Source organism: Cohnella terricola (assembly GCF_007786475.1).
GTDB classification, from domain to species: Bacteria; Bacillota; Bacilli; order Paenibacillales; family Paenibacillaceae; genus Cohnella; species Cohnella terricola.
Window position 1 is genome coordinate 61866 of sequence record NZ_VNJJ01000005.1, and the last position, 24375, is coordinate 86240.

The following is a 24375-nucleotide window of genomic DNA, read 5'->3' on the forward strand; positions in this document are numbered from 1 at the left end:
ACGTAAAATCCCTCCTATTTCCTATAAAAATACACATCGTTAGGAAGCGATTTCCAATCTATGATAAAGAGGCAGAAGGCGTTTACATTTCATAGGGAGGATCGTTCATGAAGCGGTTAAAGATCTCGTTTATGCTCATCCTGGCTTTGATGTTGATCGTATCGGCTTTCCCGGTCTACGCGGACACACCGCAAGGAGGAGGGGAGTCATCGGGCGGGGGCACGTCGTTCGCAGGCGGCTCGGAGTACGTCCGCTTGAAGAACAGATGGCAAAACAATTATTTGTACGAAAGTTCGGACGGTATCGTCCGGTACGGGGCAACGAGAGCGGACGATCGCTCGTCGCACTGGAAGCTCGAAACGGCAGGTTCCGCGATCAGACTGAAAAACCGGGCTACGGGACATTACATCGCGGTTACTCCCAGCATGCAGCGGAGCGATCCGCTAAGGGCAACGGAGGTGACGGTTAGCACGCCGGACGATCAGTGGCTGATCGAAGCGTCCAACCGGTCGGGCTTTTACGTCATCAAAAACGCGCGCGATCCATCTTCGAATTACGTCATTCACGAAGAGGATCAGCGCGGTTACGCGCAGTACAGCAACGACATTAACGTTACGTTCGAGAGCCCGCAATGGGCCGTAGAGCCGGCGGAGGACGCGGTTCCGGTTCGGCTGGTCAACCAGTTCAAGGTCGGTCAATATTTGTACGAGGATCAAGATGGCTTCGTGAAATACGGCGAAGTGCCGGCCACCGATCCTTACTCTCACTGGTACTTGGACGAGCTGTCCAATCCGGGAGACGGTACGAAGACCGTTCGCATGCGCAACCGGGCGACGGGACACGTCATCACGCAAGGGGTAGATTGGGAACAGATCAAGGCTCTGCCCTACGTTCCGGGAACTCCGGCTAAGAGCTCTTGGACGATGTCCGCGCCGGATGCCTCGGTGACGAAGGTCGTTTATTTCCAGAACGTCGAGGCGGCGCAAGAGTCTCCTCCGCTAACTTACGTACTGAATACGCAATTTCCGGACGATGTCAACGCGAGGTCGAACAGTTGGGCACAACCGACATGGGGAAGCTCGCTGTGGGGAATAGAGGCGGCAACGGACGCGGCTCCTCGAAGGATCCACAACTTCACCTCGGGAGACTTCGGCGTCGATTACTTGCATGAACAAAACGGATCCGTCCTGGTAGGCGCCCTGGACAAGGGGAACAAGGCGATCGCTTCCTCCTATCTATGGTTTCCGGAAGAATACGACGGCGGTAAACGGCTTCGTAACCTCGCGACGGGTCGCTATATAGCCGACGTCGGGATAGCAGGAGGGCCGGTGCTGGCGCTGGACGAAGGAGCGGGTGACGGAACGGACCGATGGACGATTCGGCCTTCCGAGGATTACGACGATTACGTCTCCGTTCAGAACGCGGTTTATTCGAATCATTATTTGCATATGACGACATCTCCGGGCATTGCCCAGGCCGGAATCGTCGATCCGGATTCGAAGCCGGCGCAATGGCTGTTCGAGGATCCGGCGTTCGCGTCGGACGGCGAGCAGATCTACGTCCGGATCGAGAACGTCTGGCAGCCGTTCGTGCTGTACGAGGACGCGAACGGGCAGCTCAAGTACGGCAACGCTTTATTGAACGACGAGCGTGCCCAATGGGTCATCGAACGTTACGAGGGACGCAAAAGGATCAAAAACCGGGCGACGGGGCATTACGTTAACTTGGGCTCGGCTCCCGCCGGCCGGATCGGCGTAAGCGGAGGAGACGCGACCGGGCTCGAAGCCAGATGGATCATCCAGGACGTCGGAAACGGGGTCAAGCTGATCCAGAGCTTGTCGGACCGGACGGACGGCGGCGGGCAAAACAAATACATCAATCTCCAAAATCTCAATAAGTTCGCGGAATATGCCGTCATTAATCCAGGGTGGAGCAGTCCGCGCTGGCGGTTCGTGCTCGTGAAGGATCCCGAACCGACGAATTTCCGCTTTAAAAACAAACAAAGCGGGCAGTACCTGTACGAGGCCTATTCCGGCGGAGAGTCGGGGCAATTAATGTTCGGCGATCTTCCGGCAAGCGACCGAAGCTCGGTCTGGTTTAAGGAGGACACCGGGGACGGCGTCGGGACGTATCGGTTGAAAAACCTGGCTAGCGGCAATTACGTCTCGATGGAGCATTTCGCCGCGGGCGGACACGAGACGGAGGAAGCTCCCGACGTGCCGCTCCAAACGATCAAGACGATCTATCCGGTTTGGGGCAGCGTGAAGTGGTACGTTCAGCCTGCGCCGGACGTTACCTACGCGAACATACGAAGCGGCTGGACGGGCGAGCATTTCGTCTACGCCGACGCGTCGGGAGCGGCGAAGGTGCGCAAAAACGCGGCCGATAGCGGCGACGCGCAATGGCTGGCGGAAGCGGTCGATCTCCAAGCTCCGTTGCCAACGGGCGACATTCGGATCAAAAACGTCGCGAACGGTCAATATTTGTACGAGAACGGCAGCGGAGTCGTCATGTACGGTGCTCTCGCGGCCGACAACGGATATTCCCACTGGAAGATCGTATCGGAGAATGGCTACGAGAAGCTAGTGAACCGGGTAACGGGGCACGCAATCCGGGCCGAAACGTCTAGCCGGATGATCGAGAGCAAGCAGCCGGGCGGTGCTGCCGATCCGGGTTACCTCTGGAAGCTGCAGGCGACGCCGGACGGCGCGAATTACACGATTCGCAGCGCGAAGGAGGGCATCGACGACGAACTGATCAACGTACAGGGAGGCGCGGGCTTCGCGGAGAGAGGGCTGTACCCGAGCTCGTTCGGCTCTGTTCGATGGACGTTCGAAGCGGCCCCCGACGCATTCACGACGCCGCCTTGGAACGCGGATCGCAACGTCAATACGACGACCCCGATCCAGGACGACACGAATTACGTCCGGATTCTCTCCCACGCGGGAGCGAACGGGGGAAGCCGGACATTGACGATGACGAACGGCAAGCTGCAGTTCGGTTCGGCGAATCGAACGGACGAGTCCGCGCAATGGCTGCTGCGCGACTTTAACGGCCGGAAGCTGCTCCAGAACCGTGCGACTGGAGGGTACGCGACGATCGGAGACGCGGGCGACGGTGCCTTGAACGCGCAATGGACGGTCGAGGAACGGCTCGGCTACCGTATTCTTCGCAATGCATCGCAAGCGTCGGGCAGCCTAATCGCGCAACCGCTGGGCGTTTCGTACGGGACTTCTCCGAACGCGAACGATTCGATGTGGACGTTCGATCCGGTCATCTCCGACGTCAAGTACGAAGCGGAAGACGCGTTCGTCGGAGCAGGCGTGCGAATCGGAAACGCGGCCGAAGCGGCGGGCTACTCCGGCGCCGGTTACGCGTACAGCTTCGTGAACGACAAAGGCAAAGTCAGCTTCGCGGTGCGCGCCCAGGCAGGCGGCACATACGAGACGGCGATCCGGTATCGCAATCCGGGCGAAGCCTCCGTGCTTAACCTGATCGTGAACGGTTATGCGGCCGTGCCGCTGGAGCTGCCTTCGGCGGACAAATGGACGGACGCGGTCGTGAAAGTCGAGCTCCGCCGCGGCATGAACTCTCTTGCGCTCCAGGTGGCGACTCCGGGGACGAGCGACGACGTCGCGATCGACTACGTGATCGTGCGCGGCAGCGTCAACAAAGACTACCGCGGAGCGACGCTGCCGTACACGACGTACGAGGCGGAGCAAGCGGTGACGAATGGGGAGATTCTCGGGCCATCCCGCGCCTACTTGGACGTTGCGTCCGAAGCGTCGGGCAGGCAAGCAGTCCGCTTGAACGCTGCCGGGCAATACGTGGAGTTCAAGACGGCCGAGGCGGCCAACTCCATCGTCCTGAGATTTTCGATGCCGGATAGCGCGGCCGGGACGGGAATCGAGGACGATCTGGCGCTTTACGTGAACGGACAGCTTCGCCAGCAACTGAGGCTGAACTCCAAGCATGCCTGGGAGTACGGCAGCTATCCGTGGTCGAACGATCCGAACCAAGGCAGCGGCCACCGGTTCTTCGACGAGATGCATGCGCTGATCGGCGACGTTCCCGCGGGGGCAACGATCCGGTTGCAGAAGAACGAAGGCGGGGCCGCAGATTATATCGTGATTGATCTCGCCGACTTGGAGCAAGTGGACGGTCCGTATGCCCGGCCGGCCGGGTTCCTGTCGATCGAGGATTACGGCGCGTTCGCGAACGATGGCGTCGACGATTCGAAGGCGCTCAAGGATGCGATAACGAAAGCGAAGGCGCAAGGCAAGGGCGTATGGATTCCGGCCGGGACATTTGACTTCGGAGACGAGCTGATCGTGCTGGACGACGTGACGATCCGCGGCGCGGGTATGTGGCATACGACGCTTAAGAAAGCGAAGTTCTTCGGCCGGGGCGACAACGTGCAGGTGTACGACTTGCTCGTCGACGGCGATCTGAATGTGCGCGACGACGAAGCAAGCACGCACGCGTTCGAAGGCGCTTTCGGCCTAGGCTCGGTCATCCAGAGCGTCTGGGTCGAGCATTCGAAGACGGGTCTCTGGCTTACGAGGCCGAAGAACGGAACGGAATTGACCGAAGGGCTGTACATGATGGGGCTCCGCCTGCGCAACTTGATGGCGGACGGCATCAACTTCTGCGTCGGAACGAGCGACAGCTTGTTGGAGCAGACCGACATTCGATATCCGGGAGACGACGGCATCGCGATGTGGTCGGCGGAAGGGATGGCGAGCATCAACAACACGGCGAGGTTCAATACGGTGTCGTTGCCTTGGCTGGCGGACAATATCGTCGTGTTCGGCGGCAGGGACAACAAGATCCAGGACAACATCGTCAAGGACACGATCGTGAACGGAGCGGGCATCGCGGTGTCCACCCGGTTTAACCCGGTGCCATTCTCTGGGACGACCGTCGTCGAGCGCAATACGCTTATTCGGACGGGAAGCTACGATACCGGTTTCGGACTGAATCTGGGCGCGATCTGGCTGTTCGCGGACACCAAGGATCTGAACGGCGGCGTGATCGTGCGCGACAACACGGCAATCGACAGCTCGCACGGCGGGTTGTTCCTTCAAGGCCCTAACGCGCTAGATAACGTTATTTTGCGGAATAACGTCTTGGACGGAGTCGGGACGAACGGCATCGAGGCGTCGAGCGACGCTAAAGGCGAGTTGGTATTGGATAACCTGATCGTGCGCGGCGAACAGGTCGCACTGACCGGCACGTTACCGGGCGGTCTTGCCTTGACCGAGACGGGTGAGGGAATCGCTCCGAACGGGCCGAAATACCGGGCGACCTTGAACGGCGGCGCGGACAACGTTCTTCGGCTCGTCTCCGGCGGATCGGGCACGTTGCGCTTCTGGAAGGACAGCACGGAAGTGACCTCCAGATCCGCCGTGAGCGTCGAACCGGTCGGAATCGCTTCCGTGCAGGCGAACGGATCGATTCGCGGCAACGCGGTCGGTCATGCTCTTCTTACCTTAGATGAAGGCGGTCACAAACGAATCTACACGCTTGAAGTGGTTCCATCTTCGGGTAGCGGATCTTCCGGAGGAAGCGGAAGAGGATCGACCGTTCCCGTTCCGAGTGGCTTCGCGGCGAACGACGCGAAGCTGCTGGAAGCCGTGAAAGCCGCGGTAGCCGGCGGGAAGAAGACGGTCGAGCTCGACGCGGGAGCGGACCAAGCCGGCGGCAAGCTGCCGCTGACGGTAGCGGCTCTTCGGAAAATCGCTTCGGAACACCCCGACTTCGTCCTGCTCGTGAAAAACGGCAACGCGTCCTACGCGTTCCCGGCCGATCTGATCGGCCGTCTGCTGAACGACGCGGGTCTCGCGGACGACGCGGAAGCGGTATGGACGTTCGCGATCGGTGCGCCTTCCAACGAGAAGGTTGACAAGGTGAAGGAGCAAGCGAAGAAACAAGGCTTGACGCTCGTCGGGGAGCCTGTCGAGTTCTCCGTGACCGTCTCTCGGGACGGCAAGACGGTGAAAGAGTTCACGCACTTCGGAGGAACGTACGTGGAGCGGACGATCGTGCTCGACCGCGGCCTTCCGGCCGGCGTGCCGGCAGCGTTCTACTACGACGAGAAGACGGGAACGCTCGTCTACGTGCCGGCCAAGTTCGCCGCTCGGGACGGGAAAACGACGGTAACGATTCTAAGCCCGGGGAACAGCGTATACGCGGCGGCGGTTGCGACGTACCCGAAATCGTTCGCGGATACGAAGGGCCATTGGGCCGAGGAAGCGATCGCCGCGCTGACGGCGAAGACGATTCTGAACGGTGTATCCAAGGCGGAGTTCGCTCCGCGCAAACCGGTGACGCGGGCCGAATTCGCCGCAATGCTCGTGCGGGCGCTCGGTCTCCGCGACGGCGGAGCTCCGGCGGCCTTTGGTGACGTGAAGCCGGGAGCCTGGTATGCCGATCCGGTACGGATCGCGGCCCAATACTGGATCGTCGAAGGAAGCTCGGACGGAACGTTCCGTCCCGGCGCTACGATTACCCGGGAGCAGATGGCGGTCATGGTCGCCAGGGCGTTGGCGTTAAGGCCGTCCGCCGGACCGGCCAAAGACCTTCCGGCTCTGCGGGACAAGGATAAGCTGCAATCATGGTCGAAGGAGGCGGTCGACGCCGTTCTTCGCGCCGGCATTATGGAAGGCAAATCTTCCGGCTTGTTCGCGCCGGGGGATTCCGCCACCCGCGCGGAAGCCGCCGTTCTTCTGGAACGGTTGCTGAAGGCGATGGATTTGATTTAATGGCAAGTCGACCGTGAGAGACGGCGAGGGGAAAGACATTCCCTCGCCGTCTTTTGTGCGCCATGCATGGCGATTAACCAGGCGGTGAGTACAGCCTGCCAATGGTGGGGCGTCGGAACAAGCTGAAGCTTGACCTCAAAATGGGGCTGCGTGCGTCTGCAGTCCGGCGAAACCTATCTAAATCGTGCAAAATGGGGCTGCGTGCGTCTACAGTCCGGCGAAACCTAACTAGATTGTGCAAAATGGGGCTGCGTGCGTCTACAGTCCGGCGAAACCTAACTAGATTGTGCAAAATGGGGCTGCGTGCGTCTGCAGTCCGGCGAAACCTAACTAGATTGTGCAAAATGGGGCTGCGTGCGTCTGCAGTCCGGCGAAACCTATCTAAATCGTGCAAAATGGGGCAGCGTGCGTCTACAGTCCGGCGAAACCGAATTGCAACCATCCCTTCGAGCTCGCCGATCGGGACTTAGTTGTATTTTGTGCACTTATATCCGTCGATTGTATGGAGTATCACATCGCTAGTTGTACTACGTACACTTAATTGCGCTCCTACTCCCCTGGTTCCCCGCAAACCCCAAAATTAGTTGCACAAAATGCAAGTAATTGCTTCGCACGCTTGAATTTCTGCGAATTAGTTGTACGTCCTGCAACTAATCGCCGCCGCTATTATCGCATGACTCATCCCACTCCGCCATACTCCGTTTCAATCTTGTCCACCCCGGCATATTCTGATCTATCACCGGCAACTTTAGGGGAGGGACCATACATGCAAATCCACGCCGGAGCCGTCGTGGTCTTGCTCGGAGCGGCGTTTACTTTTTCCTTCGGAATTTGGAACGAATCGCTGGCTTTTTTACTAGTACTGATGGCGATCGATTATTTCACCGGAATCGCGGCGGCAGTCAAGGAAGGGAGTGGACTGAACAGCAACATCGGTTTCTGGGGGTTGTTCAAGAAAGGGCTGATTCTGCTCATTATGATCATCGCCCACCGCTTGGATGCTATGCTGGGAGCCGACGTCGTCATGGGCAGCGCGGTCTTTTTCTACATCGCCAACGAACTGCTGTCCATTATCGAAAACTACGGAAGACTGGGCCTTCCCTTACCGGACAGGCTCAAACGAATCGTACTCGTGCTGCGAGACCGTGCCGGGGAGGACGACGCCACCACCGGTACCAAAGGCGGCAAGCCGTAACCTTTAAACGGCAACTATCCGTAATTCATGCGGCCGGGAAGGCGGTGAAATACGGTTTTTTTGTTTTGGCCGGTCTATGGCAATAATGATGAGGAAGTCATTTCTCTACGTTAGAGAGGATGGTCAGCCAATGAGACTGGAAAGCGGTACGAGCGTCATACTTCGGGTGGAAATGGACAAACAGGTCGTAACTTTCGGTGAGCTCGTTTCTTTAATCGGCCGGCAAGGGGGAGACATTGTAGCGATCGATGTCATTCAGCCTGGCAGGAAAACGGAAATCCGCGACCTTACGGTGAGCGTTGCCGAACCTTCGATCGTCGAGACAATGGCAAGCGCTGTAAGGGAAATGAAGGGCATTCATCTCGTGAACGTCTCCGACCGCACGTTTCTGCTCCATCTCGGCGGGAAAATCCAGATCCGATCCAAGGTGCCGATCAAAAATCGCGACGACCTGTCCCGCGTCTACACGCCCGGGGTTGCCAACGTCTGCCTGGCTATCCGCGATGACATCAACAAATCGCATTCCCTGACCATACGTAGAAATACAATCGCGGTCGTATCCGACGGAACGGCCGTACTTGGCCTCGGAGACATCGGTCCGCATGCGGCGATGCCGGTCATGGAAGGCAAAGCGATGCTATTCAAGGAATTGGCGGGGGTGGATGCATTCCCGATCTGCCTAGATACGAAAAACACGGAAGAGATCATCGCCATCGTACAGGCGCTGGCCCCGACATTCGGGGGAATCAATCTGGAGGATATCTCGTCCCCTAGATGCTTCGAGATCGAACGTAGACTGAAGGAAACGCTCGATATTCCCGTATTCCACGACGACCAGCACGGAACGGCCGTCGTGCTGCTTGCCGGACTGATCAACGCGTTGAAAATCGTCGGCAAAGATATTCGCGACATTAAGATTGTCGTATGCGGCATCGGGGCCGCGGGAATCGCCTGTACCCGTATGCTGCTCGCGGCCGGCGTTACCCGGCTTGTCGGCGTGGATAAGGAAGGGGCCATTCATCGCGATATCCGATACGATAACGAGGTATGGAACGAATACGCCCGCGTGACGAACCCGGACAACGAGAAAGGCCGTTTGGCCGAGGTCATCGAAGGCGCGGACGTCTTTATCGGTCTATCAAGGCCGAGGCTGCTCTCGAACGAGGACGTTCGGAAAATGAATCCCGATCCGATTGTGTTCGCGATGGCGAATCCCGATCCCGAGATTTCTCCTGAAGAAGCTGGATCATATGTGCGCGTATACGCGACAGGCCGTTCCGATTTCCCGAACCAGCTCAACAACGTGCTTGCCTTTCCGGGAATATTCCGCGGCGCTCTGGATGCCCGTGCTACGGCGATCACGGAAGCGATGAAGCTGGCCGCTGCGCAGGCCATCGCATCGATCGTAACGCCGGAAGAGTTAAACGAGGAATACATCATACCCAGCGTATTTAACGATAAAGTCGTGCCGGCCGTTCGCAGAGCTGTCGTTCAGAAAGCGATCAACGACGGCGTGGCGCGCAAAGTTCCGAGCGATTTCCGCAATCTCGATTAAGGGTCGTCGGGGACGAAAACCCCTTTTTACAAAGATGTTCATCAATTTGTCATAAGTTTTATCGGAACTTTTGTGACAAATGCTTGAGTTCGATCGCTTGTATTAGGTAAAATATGAGGTAGACATTTTGTAGGAAGCAGGGGAGCAGACGATGCATAAATGGATTATGTCCGCATTGGTGACGATCGCGTGCGCAATGGGGGTATACTTGCTGGCGACCGGACTGCCGGAGAGACCCAAGGAAGAGAAATTGGCGGAAGGCCAAGAACTTCTGAAAATCAAAGCCACGAACTTTGAATTCGATCAAGCGGAATACCATGTCAAAGCGGGAACCACTTATAAAATCAAGTTCTCCAATACCCTCGGCACCCACGGCATCGAATTCGTAGGTTTGGGAATCGACCTTACCAAGGACAATCCCGATACCGAGTTTACGTTCGATAAGCCGGGCGAATACGAGCTGCACTGTTCCATCATGTGCGGTCAAGGTCACGCCGGAATGAAGTCCAAACTGATCGTCGAGTAACGAAAGAAGGAGCCGCAAGGGCTCCTTTTCCACGATTAGGCATGTCGTCCGGATCTGGTGCGGGCTATGCCCAAATCTCCCAGGTAACCGATGAGTGCCCAACTGAGCACGGTGAGGACGTACATAAACCATACATTCACTCTATGCATATCCGTGAACAACTCGACGAACCACATCGGGACGCTGAACATCATCAGAAACAGATTGTGGGGATCGTAACCGCTCACGTTAAAAAGGCAAAGAGCAATGCTGAGCAAAACGCAAATTCCGGTAAGGGGATAACGCATAACATGGCGGACTCCCTTCGACTGGTCTTTAATCGTAGTATGCTCGGCGCTTTAACACCTCATGTTAAGAAAGGATTGGGAAAATATGATTACGCATATCGTATTGTTCAAGCTCAAAGATCGCAGCCCGGAAAGCGTTGAAGCGACAGCGCAAGTGCTTCGCGATATGGAAGGAAAAATCGACGTATTGCGGTTTCTCGAAGTAGGCAAGGACGTCATTCACTCGGATCGTTCTTATGATATCGCTTTGTACACGAAATTCGACTCCCTGAACGATCTTCAAGCCTATCAGGTTCACCCGGTACACCAGAAAGTGATCGAGCATATGACCGCGGTTCGCGAAGCGTCGGTCAGCGTCGATTACGAAAGTTAAGATGATGATCCTTGCGCAGAAAGATCCGGCCAATATGGGCGACGTGTATCAAATGGCGACTTACACGATTCTCATTCTGATTAGCGCCGTGATTATGGTAGTTTGGCTGAAAAGAAGAGGTCGCAACAAAAAGAAATAGCAGGGGGAAAGCCACCCGATGTACGACGTAAACGTAGAGTATATTCGCAAACGTCTCGCCTGCCTGCCAGAGCTTGCCCAAGCTTTATCCGCCGCAACGGTGTCCTGGTCCGGCAGCCTGATGGAAGGCTTGGCTCAGGAAAGAGCATTGCATCTGGCCGCGGAAATCGCGACGGATGTCGGACATGCAATGATCGATGGTTTCATCATGCGAGACGCCAGCAGCTACGAGGATATCATCGATATTATCGCGGAAGAAGGGGTCGTAACCGGGGAAGTGGCCGGTCCGCTGCGCAGTCTCGTTCTGCTGCGGAAGACGCTCGTTCAAGATTACGACAGTTGGCAGAGGAACGAGCTTCACCCGCTAACCGCCGAGCTGCCGCGAGTGTTGATGGGATTCTCGGATCAGGTTCAAGCCTATTTGCAGCGAGAGCTGATTTAAAAAATACGGTTCTGCCGCGCTTTTGAGCGGCGGGACCGTTTTTTTGTGTTTGTCCGATGTGTCAAGACGGGCCGTCACTTCTTATAATGAATTAACCGCATGGGCATTCGCCCGGATTACGCGGCGGACGGAGGGGAAGCGGATGGCATGGCAAGTTGCGGGTTACGCGTTTGCGGCGGCGATAGTGATCGTTGCGACGGCGATCGTAATTTTCATCTCGGCGCTGTTAAGATCGATCGGCAGATTAGATCGGGCCGTAACCGTCGTTAGCGAGGAAGCGGAAGTTTCGTTGCAAAAATGCGCGAATCTCGCAGACGAAGCCAAGGATGCGATCGCGGTATCCAGGAAGAGCCTTGAGGGTTTCGTTGTGCTCGCGGAGGGGGCGAGAGCGCTCGGAAATTCGGCTCGCGCGACAGCGCGTACGGCAGCACAGGTTACGGAGATGTACCGTGAATTTCTAGCCTCACCATTTAGCAACCAAGATGGAGATCATGAGCATCATGCGGGCTTTAAGTCGGAGTTGGCCGAGGTTTTCCGCAAGTTATGGACCGATTGGACCCAACGTCCCGGCAGAAGCTGATTTCCCCATAAGTCACCGCGGTCTGGGAACGAATGCTGACCCATTATAAGGAGTGTGACAGGAAATGCCAAACAAAAAAACCGTGGCAACGTTTTTATTGGGAACTGTGACGGGAGGCGTTACCGCGCTGCTGCTTGCGCCTAAATCGGGACGCGAACTTCGCGGAGACATCTCCGAAACCGCTCATAAGGTTGGAGAGAAGACAACCCATATAAGTCGCCAAGCCAGCGCGGCCGTTCAATCGTTCGCGAAGAGAGCGGCTGAATTATTCGCCGATGCCAGAGCCGCAGCCGATGAGGACGTAGTAGATGTCCAAACGAGCGTGAATGCCGACTTTGTCGACGCGATCGTAGTTACAGAAGACGAATCGGAGGAAGCTGCAGACGTCGTCTAGCTTTCGGGAGAAGAGATGCTCTATTCGGTAAATGATCCGGTTTGCAAAGGCAAGGCCGTCCGCTCCCGCCGGACGGCCTTTGCTTTTTCGGTGATTTGTCCCGATTGCTTCCATAACCCGTCCTCCTTTAAGCTAATATCAGGTACCTTTTGAATGATGTTCTCATAAAGTATGTTGATACGAACTCAAGATCCATGTAGAAAGCGGTGTTTCTGTGCAGCAAGCAATCGCTGTCCTTGACTCCGGCGTAGGAGGCCTGACCGTCGTCAAAGAAGTGATGCGCCAGCTTCCTGATGAGAGAATTCTGTATTTCGGCGACACCGCAAGAACGCCCTACGGTCCAAGAGCACCGGAAGAGATCATCGCATTTACCCGGGAAATCGTCGATTATCTCGTGCAATACGGCCCGAAAGCGATTGTCATTGCCTGTAATACCGCTACGGCTGCCGCATTGGAAGATATTCGAGAGCGGGTTAACTTGCCCGTGATCGGAGTGATCGACCCGGGCGCCCGGGCTGCCGTCAGTCTGACCCGTACCGGAGTCGTCGGCGTCATCGGCACGGAAGGAACGGTGAAGAGCGGCGCATACGAAACGGCGTTAAAGCGTTTATCACCTCAGGTGAAGATTATCAGCCGAGCTTGCCCGTCTTTCGTACCTTTGGTCGAAGATGGAAATTTCCGGTCGGAAGAGACGTTTCGAACGGTAGCGGAATCGCTGAATCCGCTGCACGACTATGCGATGGATTGCTTAATTCTTGGATGCACGCATTATCCGTTCCTAGCGCATTGCATTTCGGAGGCAATGGGTCCCGAAGTGTTGTTAATCAATTCCGCAGAGGAAACCGCGCGAGAAATTCAAGCGGTATTAAGCGAGATAGGGAATCTTGCGGAGAAAGAAGAATCCCCCGCCCATCATTTCTTCTGCAGCGGAGATCCGAATAAATTTAAAAATATCGCCCAAGATTGGTTGGGGAGGCCGATTCGCGTCTCTCCCGTCCTGTGGCAGGTTCCTCATATCGAGGTTTGATTTCGCAGCCCGAGAAAGCCGAGTTCCCGCGAGGATACCGGCTTTCTCGGGCTTTTTTTACCGCTGTCGGGTCATATGCTCATGGAGGTCAACATACACCATTTACAACGGATAGGAATAGGAGGGAGATGTTTTGTCGGAGACAACCGTATATGGACCGAAGCAACTGGCGAAAGAACTGAAGAAGCTGTCGCGCAAATATCCGTTCGTCAGTTACGGGTCGATCGGAAGCAGCATTACGGGTAAGCCGATCCCCTACTTGAGGTTAGGAGAGGGAGCGTTCAGGTGGCATTTTAACGGAGCGTGCCATGCCAACGAGTGGATCACCGCTCTCTTGCTGATGAGATTCGCTGATGATTACGCGAAAAGTTATGAAAGAAAACTTCCGTTCTGGGGCAAGTCGGCGAAAGACTTATTTTCGCGAACCACGTTGTGGATCGTTCCCATGCTTAATCCGGACGGCGTTGAGCTTGTTCAGCAAAGTCTGACACCCGAGCACCCTTATTATGAAGATTTGCTGCTCTGGAATCGCGGCTCGAACCGGTTTCATCGCTGGAAAGCCAATGCCAGAGGCGTCGATCTGAACGACCAATTTCCCGCTCATTGGGAAGAGGAGCGGGAAAGGCGCGCGATCCCAGGTCCGGCGCCTCGCGATTACGGCGGCGAGAAGCCTCTGTCGGAACCGGAAGCTCTCGCTTTGGCGGAATTTACGGAGCAAAACGATTTTCATGCCGTGCTCGCGCTTCACACCCAAGGGGAAGAGATCTATTGGAATTACCGCGGCGAAGAGCCGGAGGAGTCTCGTAGATGGGCGAACCGGCTGGCCGTCGCTTCAGGGTATCGCGCGGTTTACTTGGAAGGGAGCGATGCGGGGTACAAGGACTGGTTTATTTCGCGGTTTCGCAGGCCGGGATTTACGGTGGAAGCGGGCTGGGGGCACAACCCCCTGTCGCTGGACAATATCGACGAGCTATACGACGACATCGCCAGACTGCTTGCGGAAGCGCTGGATTGCGCGCCTTATTAATCGGAAAGCCGAGAGAGGGGTACACTAAGAGAAGGATTTGGCTCTTGCGAAAGGAGCGTTCTCTTATGGCTCGTAAATCCTGGTTCAGGTTATGGAGACATCTCCCCGGACGAGTGTGGAACATTCTGCGTTCGGAACGGGTTTCTTTTGGAGACAAGCTATTATTTATCGTTCCTGTAGGGCTTTATTGGATACTGCCGGATTTTATGCCGTTCATGCCGATAGACGACGCCGCGTTCACCGTGATTGTGGCGACGTGGTTCGCTCGTTCAATGGAGAAGAAATACTCGGTTTGAAAAGTTAATACCTATTGACCAACAGCGATAAGAATGAAGACGGCCGTGCAGGCCGTCTCTTGTTTTCCCGCATCAAAATAATTACAATAGAACGAGAACCTGACGGGAGTGAGACCGAACATGAATTGTAAAATTACTCGTAACGCGGCGAACGTGCTCCGGCGCGAACTGGACAAGCCCGAGAACGCGGATTTGAAGCTTAAGGTGTTCGTTACGCACAGCCATGGCGACCATGCCCATTACGGCATGGATATGGCTAAGCCTACAGATAAGGAAGAACTCGTATCCACGGATAAAGGAATCGACGTGCTTCTGACCAAAGACGAACCGTTTCTGGACGGCGTGAAGATCGACTATCTTTATTTTCCACAAGAGGGATTCGTTATTACGAATCCAAGCAAGGGGAATCATGGAGATCACTGAGAACGAACGGAAAGCGTCTCGGAACGATATCCGGATCTGCGATCAATGTAAACATATCCGGGTTAAGACGATGGTTTCGAAGCTGCAGAAGCTCGATCCGGAAGCGGAGATCAAAGTGGCGTGCAAATCCTATTGCGGCCCTTGCGCCCGCAAAGCTTTTGTTTTCATCAACGGGCGGTATATCACGGCGACTACGGAAGACGAAGCGATCGAGAAAGCCAGCCAATACGTGAAGTCTTAATTCTAATAAAGCACCGCCCTCCACAAGGAGGGCGGTGCTTTGTCTTCATTATTGTGCTGCGTCTTCCTTGCGGAATTTCGCGATCAGATCGTTCTCGATCACCCGGTCGGAGACGCTAAGATCATTCTTGGCGGACTCGGCGCCTGCCGCGCAGGCCGCCGTACCGGTCGTCTCTGCCCCATCCGCGGATAGGGAATAACAGGTTCCGTTAGCGATGACGCCGTCGGCGCTAGGCACGAAGTACACTTGACCATCGGTGAATCCGCCATTGCGGAAGACGACGGATTTTTTCGCTTCGGAGAGCATGCTGATGCCCATTAAGTAACGATGATCCGTCGGGATGCCAAGCAGATGCATCATCGTCGGCGTCGTATCCATCTGGCCGACGGCTTTGTCGACCACGCCGGCGTGCTCGTCATGCGGAAGGTGGATGAAGAACGGAACTTGGCGAACGATCCGATCCTTATCGAGATCGGATACAGGATTACCGAATAATCGTTCGTATAAGCTCCAATCGTAGACTGAATTATCGTGATCGCCGTAGAACATTAAGATCGTATTATCCCATAGTCCATCATCTTTCAAATCCGCCACGAGCGCTCCAACCGCCGAATCGACATAATGGGCTGCCTGCACGTAATCGCCGAGAATCGTGCCTTGCAGTTCTCCGACGTTCAATTCTTGATTCGAGTAGGGCAGCTTAAACGGATGGTGGCTCGATAACGTGATCGCCATCGCGTAGAAAGGCGTGATGTTCCGTTCCTCAATCTGTTCGACCGTCTGCTTGAAGAAGGATTGATCGCCGAGCGACCACCCGATCGGCTCGTCGATCGTATAGTCCTTGATCGTATAGAACCGGTCATAGTTCATATTGTGATACATGTTGTTACGGTTCCAGAAGCTTCCGTCGTAAGCGTGGTGAATCGTCGTATCGTATCCTTGGCTTTTGAGAATCGAAGGCGCGCAATCAAAGGAATTGCTCGCGAATCGGATAAATACGGACCCTGTCGGCATCGGATGCATGGAGCAGCTCGTCAGGAAATCCGCGTCCGATGTGCGTCCTTGAGCGGTTTGATGATAAAAGTTAGGGAAGTAGATGCTTTGTCCGATCAGTTTGTTCAAGTTGGGCGTGATTTCTTTTCCGCCGATGGACTGCCCGATGACGAAAGTTTGGAACGCTTCCGCCTGCACGACAAGCACGTTTTTTCCTTTAAATTCGCCGAAGAGCGGCTCGTTTTCCATTTGTTTCTGCAGCTTCTGCCGTTCCGTGAACCAGTCTTTCGCCTCTTGAAGCTGTTCGTCAGACAGCCCTTTTCCGAACCAATGCTCTTTAGCGTAACGATAAGTGTCGTATCCGTGAAATCCGAGCAAACCGGTTACGTTGTAGATCGGAACGTTCCACCAGTTGCCGACGAACAAACCTCTCGCCCAGCCGTTCTTCTGCTCCTGGACCGGATAATAGATAAGAGCCCAGCCTAAGGCAAACAGAAGCGCTGCGGGTATGAATTTGCGCCATATCCAGCCGATTCTACGGCGAGTAGGCTCGCTAATCGCGGCAAGACGCTTAGGGGACCGTCTCCAAAGCGTCCATCCGGCGAGCGCGAAGGCGATTGGAATATCCGCGAAGAAGATCCAGTCTCCAGGCTTCATGAGACTCCATATGCTGTCTTGCAGTTCGCCGACCTGGCCGGCCTGGAGCAATACGGGAACCGAAATGAAATCCTTGAAATATCGAAAGTAGATCAGGTCCGCGAACATCAAAAAGGATACCGCCAGATCAAGTAGGGCGAGGGATACTGCTCTAGCCCGACGTCCCAGTAGAACAGTCCAGAAGGAGACAAGGAACGCGGCGCCCAAGTTAACCGCCCACTTCCAATAATTCATTCCTCCGACGTTGAATTGATGATCCAGCTCGTTTAATTTGTAAAGCATCGAAGCGACGAGCAGGATTATTCCCCACAACGGCCATTTTCTCAGCAGCGCGAAAAACCGTTGCAGCCCATTGCCGACAGTCGCTCGAAAACGATCTAACATCACATAACTTCCTTTCCCCGCGAGCCTAAGTTAACGGCCGCCTTACCATTAAGTAAACTGAATGTAAAGCAATAAACAAAAATTAGTATAGCTCTTATTCCGGGTGAAACACAAACTTGTGTTAAAATAAATGCATTATCGTACGTACAACAAGAAGCGAGGACACTGACGGGGGGATTTATGGTGGATGTGACGCCTGAACAATATTTTGACTCCTTATATAGGAAGGATCCCGATTTAGAACGGGTGAACGAAAGCATTCGCGATGCGGGGATGCCGAACATTTCCGTCGCGGACGGATACGGACGGTTGCTGACTTTTCTCGTGGCGTCGACCGGGGCTCGATCCGCTCTCGAGATCGGAGCGCTGGGAGGTTACAGCGGTATCTGTCTGGCGCGCGGATTGCCGGAAGACGGCAAACTGTTATCGCTGGAACTGAAGTTGGAATACGCAGAGCTTGCCAAAGGCAACCTAGCTGCAGCGGATCTGGATCATAAGGTCGAGTATCGCGTTGGGGATGCGGCCGAGAGTTTGGAGAAGTTGGCCGAGCAGGGGGAGAAGTTCGACTTCTTCTTCATCGATGCGGACAAAGAAAACTATCCGCGATATTTGGAAGCGTGCATTCGGATAGCGAACCAAGGTGCGATCATCGCGGCGGATAATACGCTTCTCCGCGGGAAGACGATCGACGAGAATAGGCAAGGCCCGTCCGTGCTCGCGATTCGACATTTTAACCGCATCATCGCGCAGGACGACAGATTGATGGGCGTCCATCTCCCTGCTTACGACGGATTGGCATTGGCTCGCATTAAATGAATGTATAATTATTGGTGAAAAACGAGCGATTTTTAGTGTTTTGAAGTTCAAGAAAGGCTCTTTTTTACAAATGTATAATACGAATATAACGATTTCTTATAATTTAATTAGTTTTCTACTAAAATGGACCCCAATTAATTCCAAAATATCTTTTTATTTAAAGATTCATGAACACAATTTCATATTAAATTACATTCTCTTTACAATATGATCAACGAATATGAATGAATATACGAAGTGATCAATGTTTACTCATAAAGGTAAACGTTTCCTGTCATTTTTAGGTTATTATAGTTTACATTACAGGTAGGATTTCTTTACATTCCATAAACTTTCATTGCAGAATGCAAACTACATATAGTAAGATTCTTTTTGTTCCATCAAAATTACAGCTCTAAGAGAACTTTTTCTTTTGTGCGAGGTGAATTTTGGCGGAATATGCGAACATAAATTTTGCGTATATGCAGAATTTGCTACGCTTCCATGCGTGCATAGAATCTATGTTCGCTAGAAAAGATAGTCAAATAAATCGGGGAGGCAAGGGAGTTATGAAATTTAAGAAAATTCTCTCGACTGCCATGGCAGTCACACTTGCAGGCTCGCTTCTAGCGGCATGCAGCAGCAATAACAACAGCAATAAAGGCTCTGAACCGACGGGATCCGCGCAAGCATCCGCGCCGGCAAGTTCCGGAGCAAAACAAGAACTAGTGATGAACTATCGGGCGGAACCGCCTGCGCTGGACGTATCGATCGCGGAAACATCCGCGGCGTTCACGGTTCTGGGTGCAGTCAGCGAAGGTTTGTATCGTTTGAACAAAGACATGCAACCTGAGCCAGGATTGGCTTCGGCTTTGCCGGAAATTTCCGCTGACGGATTGACATACACCATTAAATTGCGCGACGGTCTGCAATGGTCTGACGGTTCTCCGCTGACTGCTAAAGACTTCGTCTACTCTTTCCGCAGAACGCTTGATCCAGCTACGAAAGCGACTTATGCATTTATCGTGGCATGGGTTAAAGGCGGCGAAGACGTAATGGCAGCTAAATCCGCTGACGACGTGAAAGCGGCTCAAGAAAAACTCGGCGTAGAAGCGAAAGACGATACAACTCTCGTCATTACGCTGGAACGCCCGGTTCCGTTCTTCACTTCCCTTCTTTCGTTCCTGACTTTCTATCCGCAGAAGGAAGATTTCGTTGGTCCTCTCGGCGAGAAGGGCGGAACGGACGCGGACAAAGTTATTGGCGCAGGTCCTTTCTTGCTGAAGAGCTGGGATCACGACCAAAAGCTCGTTCTGGAGAAGAACGACAAGTACTGGGACGCTGCTAACGTGAAGCTGACGAAAGTTACGCTGAACATCGTTAAGGACAACTCGACGGGTCTGAATCTGTACGATTCCGGCGCATCCGACTTCCAAGTTCTGAGCGGCGAGCAATATATGAACCTGAAAGGCAACCCGGAATTGGTGTTAAAGCCTGAACTCGTGACGGGTTACCTGAACTTCCAAGAAACGAAAGTTCCTGCTTTCAAAAACCAAAAGATCCGTCAAGCGTTCAGCATGGCGATCGACCGTCAAGGTTTGGTTGATACGATCCTTCAAGGCTCCGTTCCTTCGACCGGCTTCGTACCGCTGGGTAACCTCGACGGCGATAGCCAAGAATTCCGCGCGGTTGCGGGCGATGCGCAAGTGGCATTCGATCCTGCGAAAGCGAAAGAATTGCTGGCAGAAGGTTTGAAAGATGAAGGCCTTACTCAAATGCCGAAAGTTTCCATCATGGGCGACGATCACTCGACAGGCCCTAAAGTACTGGAATTCCTGGTTGGACAATGGGAACAAAACCTCGGCGTTAAAGTTGTCGCTTCGCCAATGCCGCACGCATCCCGTGTAGACAACGAGCTTAAGAAGAACTACGACATCGTTAGCTCGCTGTGGGGCGCAGACTACAACGATCCAATGACTTGGCTCGATATGTACTTGACGGGCAGCTCGTTGAACACGCAAGACTGGTCGAACGCGAAATACGACGAATTGATCAAAGAAGCTCAAACAACTACGGACGCGAAGAAACGCGCGGCTAATCTTGTAGAAGCAGAGAAAGTCTTGCTTGAAGAAGCGGCAATTTCACCATTGTACTTCCGTTCTATTCCTGTAATGGTGAAATCTAAAGTTCAAGATTTGATTCAACCTCCTTACGGTCCGGAATTCGAACTGAAATGGACTTCGATCAAGTAAGAAGCGCATAAACCGAAAGTCGATCCGTTGCAAAGCATGAAAGAGGCCGTTATTGAACGGCTTCTTTCATGTCTGTGATGACTGTAGGGAAATATTTCATTTTAAACACTGAAAGGAGGAATGGCTTTGCTAAAGTACGTTTTGCAACGGATCATCTACATGATCATCACCCTGTGGGTCATCGTCACGGCCACCTTTTTCCTGATGAAGCTGCTGCCGGGAAATCCTTTTGGTGATGCGCAGATGAAGATGAGTCCGGAAAATTTCGCGATTCTAAAGGCACAGTATGGGTTGGACAAGCCGGAGTGGCAGCAATACTTTATTTATATGGGCAACGTTCTGCAAGGTAATTTCGGCGTTTCTTATCAATTTCCGGGCCGTTCCGTCGTCTCGGTCATTCAGAACAATTTCAAGGCTTCATTGGAGCTTGGCCTCGAGTCTTTGATATTTTCCATTGCGATCGGGCTGGGACTGGGCGCTTATGCCGCTTTGAAACACAACAAAGTCGGAGACTATACCGCAATGTTCATCGCGATCGTAGGCATTTCGATCCCTTCGTTCGTCATTTCGCCGCTCTTGTCATTGTATATCGGAGTTAAATTAGGATGGCTTCCCGCGGGACTTTGGGATGGCCCATTGCACCGTATTATGCCGGCTTTCGCTTTGGCGCTAGGAACCATTGCCATTCTCGCCCGTATGATGCGGGCATCGATGTTGGAAGTATCGAGTCTTGACTATATCAAGACCGCTAAGTCAAAAGGGTTATCCTCGAGAGCTATCGTGCTCAGACATATGATTCGCAATGCTATTCTTCCGGTTGTGACCATCTTGGGTCCAATCGCGGTTAACGTCATTACGGGCACGCTCGTCGTGGAAACCGTTTTTGCCGTTCCGGGCTTGGGTTCGCAGTTCGTGACCGCGATCACGTCCAATGATTATACGATGATCACGGGTCTGACGATCTTCTATGCGGCGATACTCGTTATTGTGGTCTTCCTGACCGATATCGCATATGGACTGATCGATCCGCGGATCCGCTTGGCTGGGAGGAGGTAACACATGGAACCAATTGCGAAAGATAAGTTCAAACCGGTCGAGAAAACTACAAACGCCGACGTGATTGTAAGACCTTCCCAGACATACTGGCAGGACGCTTGGCGGCGTTTGAAAAAAAATAAATTGGCGATGGCCGGTCTGGTCGTCTTGATTGTCCTGACCGTGGTAGCCATCGTCGCGCCGATGTTCAGCAGCTACGATTACAAAACTCAGTTCCTCAAGGACGGGAATTTGAAGCCTTCCGCGGCGCATTTTTTCGGTACCGACCAATTCGGCAGGGATTTGTGGGTTCGGGTCTGGTGGGGCGTGCGCATCTCGCTGTTCATCGGGATCATGGCTGCGTCCATCGATCTGGTCGTCGGCGTGCTGTACGGCGGAATCTCCGCATACGTCGGAGGACGCGTAGATACGATCATGCAGCGAATACTGGAAATCGTATACGCGATTCCGCTTCTGTTGCTGGCGATACTGTTTATCGTCTTCATGGGACCGGGCATAACGTCGATCATTATCGCATACGCCATTTCCGGATGGGTAACGATGGCCCGTCTCGTTCGGGGGCAAGTGTTGTTGCTGAAAGAGCAGGAATTCGTGCTAGCCGCTCGTACGCTCGGCGCCAAGCCTTGGCGGATTATCGCTCAGCATCTTATCCCGAACGTGATCGGGTTGATTATCGTTCAAATTACTTTCGCCGTACCGACGGCGATCTTCTTCGAATCGTTCCTGAGCTTCATCGGAGTAGGAATTAGGCCGCCAATGGCCTCCTTGGGCAAATTGATCAGCGAAGGCGCTGGCGTCATGAGATACCAGCCTCACTTGCTGATGTTCCCAACCATCATCTTCAGCTTGATTCTTCTAAGCTTCAATTTGTTGGGTGACGGCCTCCGTGACGCTCTGGATCCGAAAATGAGAAAATAAGGAGGAGTGCCGAATGGCTAAGCCTGTTCTTGAAGTCAAAGATTTGCGCGTATCTTTCAAAATGTACGCGGGCGAAGTTCAAGCGGTTCGCGGCGTCTCCTTTAACTTGAATAAAGGAGAGGTGCTCGCGATCGTAGGCGAATCGGGCTGCGGCAAATCGGTTACAGCGCAGACGCTGATGAGACTCGTTCCGACGCCGCCTAGCTATATTAAGGAAGGCTCGTCAATTCTGTTCGACGGCAAGCTTGAAATCACTGAGCTGACGGAAAAGAAGATGGAGCAAGTTCGCGGCGCCGAGATCGGCATGATTTTCCAGGATCCGATGACATCGCTGAATCCGACGATGACGATCGGCGCGCAAATTTCCGAAGGAATCCTGAAGCATCAAAAAGTAGGCAAGACCGAGGCTATGAAACGGGCGACGGAACTGCTGACGCTGGTCGGCATGTCCAATCCCGAAGAGCGCGTTCACCAGTACCCTCATGAGCTCTCCGGCGGTATGCGCCAGCGCGTCATGATCGCCATCGCGCTCGCATGCAATCCGAAGCTTCTGATTGCCGATGAGCCGACGACCGCTCTCGACGTAACGATCCAAGCGCAGATCGTCGATCTGTTGCGCGATATTCAGAAAAAGACGGATACTTCTATCATTATTATCACTCACGACTTGGGCGTCGTAGCCGAGATTGCCCATCGCGTGCTTGTCATGTATGCGGGCAAAGTCGTCGAGCAAGGTCCGCTGAACGACATTTTCTATAATCCGCGCCATCCTTATACTTGGGGACTTCTTCGTTCTGTGCCGCGCCTGGATAGCGACAATTCGAAAGAGTTGGAGTCGATTCCGGGTTCGCCTCCGGATTTGTACGCTCCGCCTGTCGGCTGCGCGTTCGCGGCTCGTTGTCCTTATGCGATGGAGATCTGCAAAGAGAAAGATCCAGCTCATTTCGATGTCTCCGACAACCACAGCTCCGCTTGTTGGTTGATGCACCCGGATGCGCCGAAGGTTGAGCCGCCGGTCGGGATAGGAGGGCATGCACATGGCTGATCGCCCGATATTGGAAGTCCAGAACTTGCAGAAGCATTTTAATCTCGGAAATAATAAAATATTGAAAGCTGTCGATGGCTTGAACTTCTCGATCAATAGAGGAGAGACGTTTGGTTTGGTCGGAGAATCCGGCTGCGGCAAGTCGACGGCGGGCCGTACGATCATTCGCCTGTACGAAGCGACGGGCGGCAAGGTGCTGTTCAACGGCGAAGACATTCATGCCATGCAAGGCAAAGATCGGCAGAAGCTGACCCGCAACATGCAGATGGTGTTCCAGGATCCGTACGCTTCTCTGAACCCGCGCATGACAGTCGGCAAGATTATCGCCGAAGGCATCGAGATTAACGGCCTTTACAGCGGTAAACAGAAAAAAGAACGCGTGAACCAGCTGTTGCGCGACGTCGGTTTGAACGAAGAGCATGCCGGACGTTTCCCGCACGAATTCTCGGGCGGTCAACGGCAGCGTATCGGGATTGCCCGTGCGTTGGCGATCGAGCCGCAGTTCATTATCGCGGATGAGCCGATCTCCGCGCTTGACGTATCCGTGCAAGCACAGGTCGTGAACCTGTTCAAGAAGCTGCAGAAGGAACACGGCTTGACGTACTTGTTCATCGCGCACGATCTGGCGATGGTTAAGCATATTTCCGACCGCATCGGCGTTATGTATCTTGGCAAGCTGGTCGAAGTCGCGACTTCGGACAAGCTGAACGCCAAGCCGCTTCACCCGTATACGCAATCGCTATTGTCGGCGATTCCGCTGCCGGACCCGGAAGCGCAGAAGCAGCGCCAACGGATCATCCTGCAAGGCGAGATTCCGAGCCCGGTCAATCCTCCGAGCGGCTGCCCGTTCCGTACGCGCTGCCCGCACGCGATGCCGGAATGCGCGGCGACGATGCCGCCGTTCAAGGAAGTCGAGCCGGGGCATTTCGCGGCTTGCCACCTGCTTTGATCGATATATGCAAAGAGGCTATCCCAACAGTCATGGACTTAGGGATAGCCTCTTTTTT

22 protein-coding genes are annotated in these 24375 nt (G+C 54.1%); 20 read left to right on the forward strand and 2 right to left on the reverse strand.

All coding sequences use genetic code 11. From position 1 onward, the window contains the following. Positions 1-107: 107 nt before the first annotated feature. The 4 genes from FPZ45_RS10245 to FPZ45_RS10260 all read left to right on the forward strand — a co-directional run bounded on the left by FPZ45_RS10245 (position 108) and on the right by FPZ45_RS10260 (position 10040). Positions 108-6764 carry an S-layer homology domain-containing protein gene (locus FPZ45_RS10245; RefSeq protein WP_144700932.1) on the forward strand — a complete coding sequence of 2219 codons (6657 nt, stop codon included), beginning with the start codon at positions 108-110 and terminating at the stop codon, positions 6762-6764. A gap of 766 nt (positions 6765-7530) precedes the next feature. Further along, positions 7531-7959: a phage holin family protein gene (locus FPZ45_RS10250; RefSeq protein WP_144700934.1), complete on the forward strand. Its 429-nt coding sequence runs from the start codon at positions 7531-7533 to the stop codon at positions 7957-7959. 130 nt (positions 7960-8089) lie between these two features. Next, the gene (locus FPZ45_RS10255; protein WP_144700936.1) at positions 8090-9514 is read left to right on the forward strand and encodes an NAD-dependent malic enzyme; all 1425 of its coding nucleotides are present in this window, start codon (positions 8090-8092) and stop codon (positions 9512-9514) included. A gap of 151 nt (positions 9515-9665) precedes the next feature. Next, positions 9666-10040 carry a cupredoxin domain-containing protein gene (locus FPZ45_RS10260; protein ID WP_144700938.1) on the forward strand — a complete coding sequence of 125 codons (375 nt, stop codon included), beginning with the start codon at positions 9666-9668 and terminating at the stop codon, positions 10038-10040. Positions 10041-10075: 35 nt separating this feature from the next. Here the strand turns inward: FPZ45_RS10260 and FPZ45_RS10265 are convergent, their stop codons facing one another. Next, on the reverse strand, positions 10076-10327 hold the full coding sequence (locus FPZ45_RS10265; protein ID WP_144700940.1) for a hypothetical protein: 252 nt from the start codon (positions 10325-10327) through the stop codon (positions 10076-10078). An 85-nt stretch (positions 10328-10412) separates the two neighbouring features. On the opposite strand from FPZ45_RS10265, the gene FPZ45_RS10270 reads away from it, so the two are divergent. The 10 genes from FPZ45_RS10270 to FPZ45_RS10310 all read left to right on the forward strand — a co-directional run bounded on the left by FPZ45_RS10270 (position 10413) and on the right by FPZ45_RS10310 (position 15268). Continuing rightward, positions 10413-10700 (forward strand): Dabb family protein, encoded by a 288-nt coding sequence (locus tag FPZ45_RS10270; protein WP_144700942.1) that lies wholly within the window; start codon positions 10413-10415, stop codon positions 10698-10700. Between the two features lies 1 nt (position 10701). Beyond that, the gene (locus FPZ45_RS25305) at positions 10702-10839 is read left to right on the forward strand and encodes a hypothetical protein (protein WP_186438360.1); all 138 of its coding nucleotides are present in this window, start codon (positions 10702-10704) and stop codon (positions 10837-10839) included. A gap of 18 nt (positions 10840-10857) precedes the next feature. Next, positions 10858-11280 (forward strand): DUF86 domain-containing protein, encoded by a 423-nt coding sequence (locus FPZ45_RS10275; RefSeq protein WP_144700944.1) that lies wholly within the window; start codon positions 10858-10860, stop codon positions 11278-11280. A gap of 142 nt (positions 11281-11422) precedes the next feature. Further along, positions 11423-11860, forward strand: a complete 438-nt coding sequence (locus FPZ45_RS10280) for a hypothetical protein (RefSeq protein WP_144700946.1) — start codon at positions 11423-11425, stop codon at positions 11858-11860. Positions 11861-11924: 64 nt separating this feature from the next. Continuing rightward, the gene (locus tag FPZ45_RS10285; protein WP_144700948.1) at positions 11925-12254 is read left to right on the forward strand and encodes a YtxH domain-containing protein; all 330 of its coding nucleotides are present in this window, start codon (positions 11925-11927) and stop codon (positions 12252-12254) included. Between the two features lie 214 nt (positions 12255-12468). Continuing rightward, complete coding sequence (racE, locus tag FPZ45_RS10290) at positions 12469-13281, forward strand: glutamate racemase (RefSeq protein WP_144700949.1); 813 nt, start codon at positions 12469-12471, stop codon at positions 13279-13281. A 133-nt stretch (positions 13282-13414) separates the two neighbouring features. Continuing rightward, the gene (locus FPZ45_RS10295) at positions 13415-14308 is read left to right on the forward strand and encodes a M14 family metallopeptidase (protein ID WP_144700951.1); all 894 of its coding nucleotides are present in this window, start codon (positions 13415-13417) and stop codon (positions 14306-14308) included. A gap of 65 nt (positions 14309-14373) precedes the next feature. Further along, positions 14374-14604: a hypothetical protein gene (locus FPZ45_RS10300; RefSeq protein ID WP_144700953.1), complete on the forward strand. Its 231-nt coding sequence runs from the start codon at positions 14374-14376 to the stop codon at positions 14602-14604. A 120-nt stretch (positions 14605-14724) separates the two neighbouring features. Further along, the gene (locus tag FPZ45_RS10305; protein ID WP_144700955.1) at positions 14725-15027 is read left to right on the forward strand and encodes an iron-sulfur cluster assembly accessory protein; all 303 of its coding nucleotides are present in this window, start codon (positions 14725-14727) and stop codon (positions 15025-15027) included. Beyond that, entirely contained in the window at positions 15014-15268 is a 255-nt protein-coding gene (locus FPZ45_RS10310) for a YuzB family protein (RefSeq protein WP_144700957.1), read from the forward strand. The genes FPZ45_RS10305 and FPZ45_RS10310 overlap by 14 nt, the downstream gene beginning before the upstream one ends. 48 nt (positions 15269-15316) lie before the next feature. Here the strand turns inward: FPZ45_RS10310 and FPZ45_RS10315 are convergent, their stop codons facing one another. After that, positions 15317-17302, reverse strand: a complete 1986-nt coding sequence (locus tag FPZ45_RS10315) for an LTA synthase family protein (RefSeq protein ID WP_144700959.1) — start codon at positions 17300-17302, stop codon at positions 15317-15319. A gap of 180 nt (positions 17303-17482) precedes the next feature. On the opposite strand from FPZ45_RS10315, the gene FPZ45_RS10320 reads away from it, so the two are divergent. From FPZ45_RS10320 to FPZ45_RS10345, 6 genes are all read left to right on the forward strand, one after another. Continuing rightward, on the forward strand, positions 17483-18118 hold the full coding sequence (locus tag FPZ45_RS10320) for an O-methyltransferase (protein WP_186438336.1): 636 nt from the start codon (positions 17483-17485) through the stop codon (positions 18116-18118). Between the two features lie 548 nt (positions 18119-18666). Continuing rightward, the gene (locus FPZ45_RS10325) at positions 18667-20349 is read left to right on the forward strand and encodes a peptide ABC transporter substrate-binding protein (RefSeq protein ID WP_144700961.1); all 1683 of its coding nucleotides are present in this window, start codon (positions 18667-18669) and stop codon (positions 20347-20349) included. A 126-nt stretch (positions 20350-20475) separates the two neighbouring features. Beyond that, the gene (locus FPZ45_RS10330) at positions 20476-21405 is read left to right on the forward strand and encodes an ABC transporter permease (protein ID WP_144700963.1); all 930 of its coding nucleotides are present in this window, start codon (positions 20476-20478) and stop codon (positions 21403-21405) included. Between the two features lie 3 nt (positions 21406-21408). Continuing rightward, positions 21409-22323, forward strand: coding sequence for an ABC transporter permease (locus tag FPZ45_RS10335; protein ID WP_144700965.1), 915 nt, complete (start codon positions 21409-21411; stop codon positions 22321-22323). A gap of 13 nt (positions 22324-22336) precedes the next feature. Further along, positions 22337-23368 (forward strand): ABC transporter ATP-binding protein, encoded by a 1032-nt coding sequence (locus tag FPZ45_RS10340; protein WP_144700967.1) that lies wholly within the window; start codon positions 22337-22339, stop codon positions 23366-23368. Next, positions 23361-24317, forward strand: coding sequence for an ABC transporter ATP-binding protein (locus FPZ45_RS10345; RefSeq protein ID WP_144700969.1), 957 nt, complete (start codon positions 23361-23363; stop codon positions 24315-24317). Before FPZ45_RS10340 ends, FPZ45_RS10345 begins: the two co-directional genes overlap by 8 nt. The last annotated feature ends 58 nt before the right edge of the window (positions 24318-24375 follow it).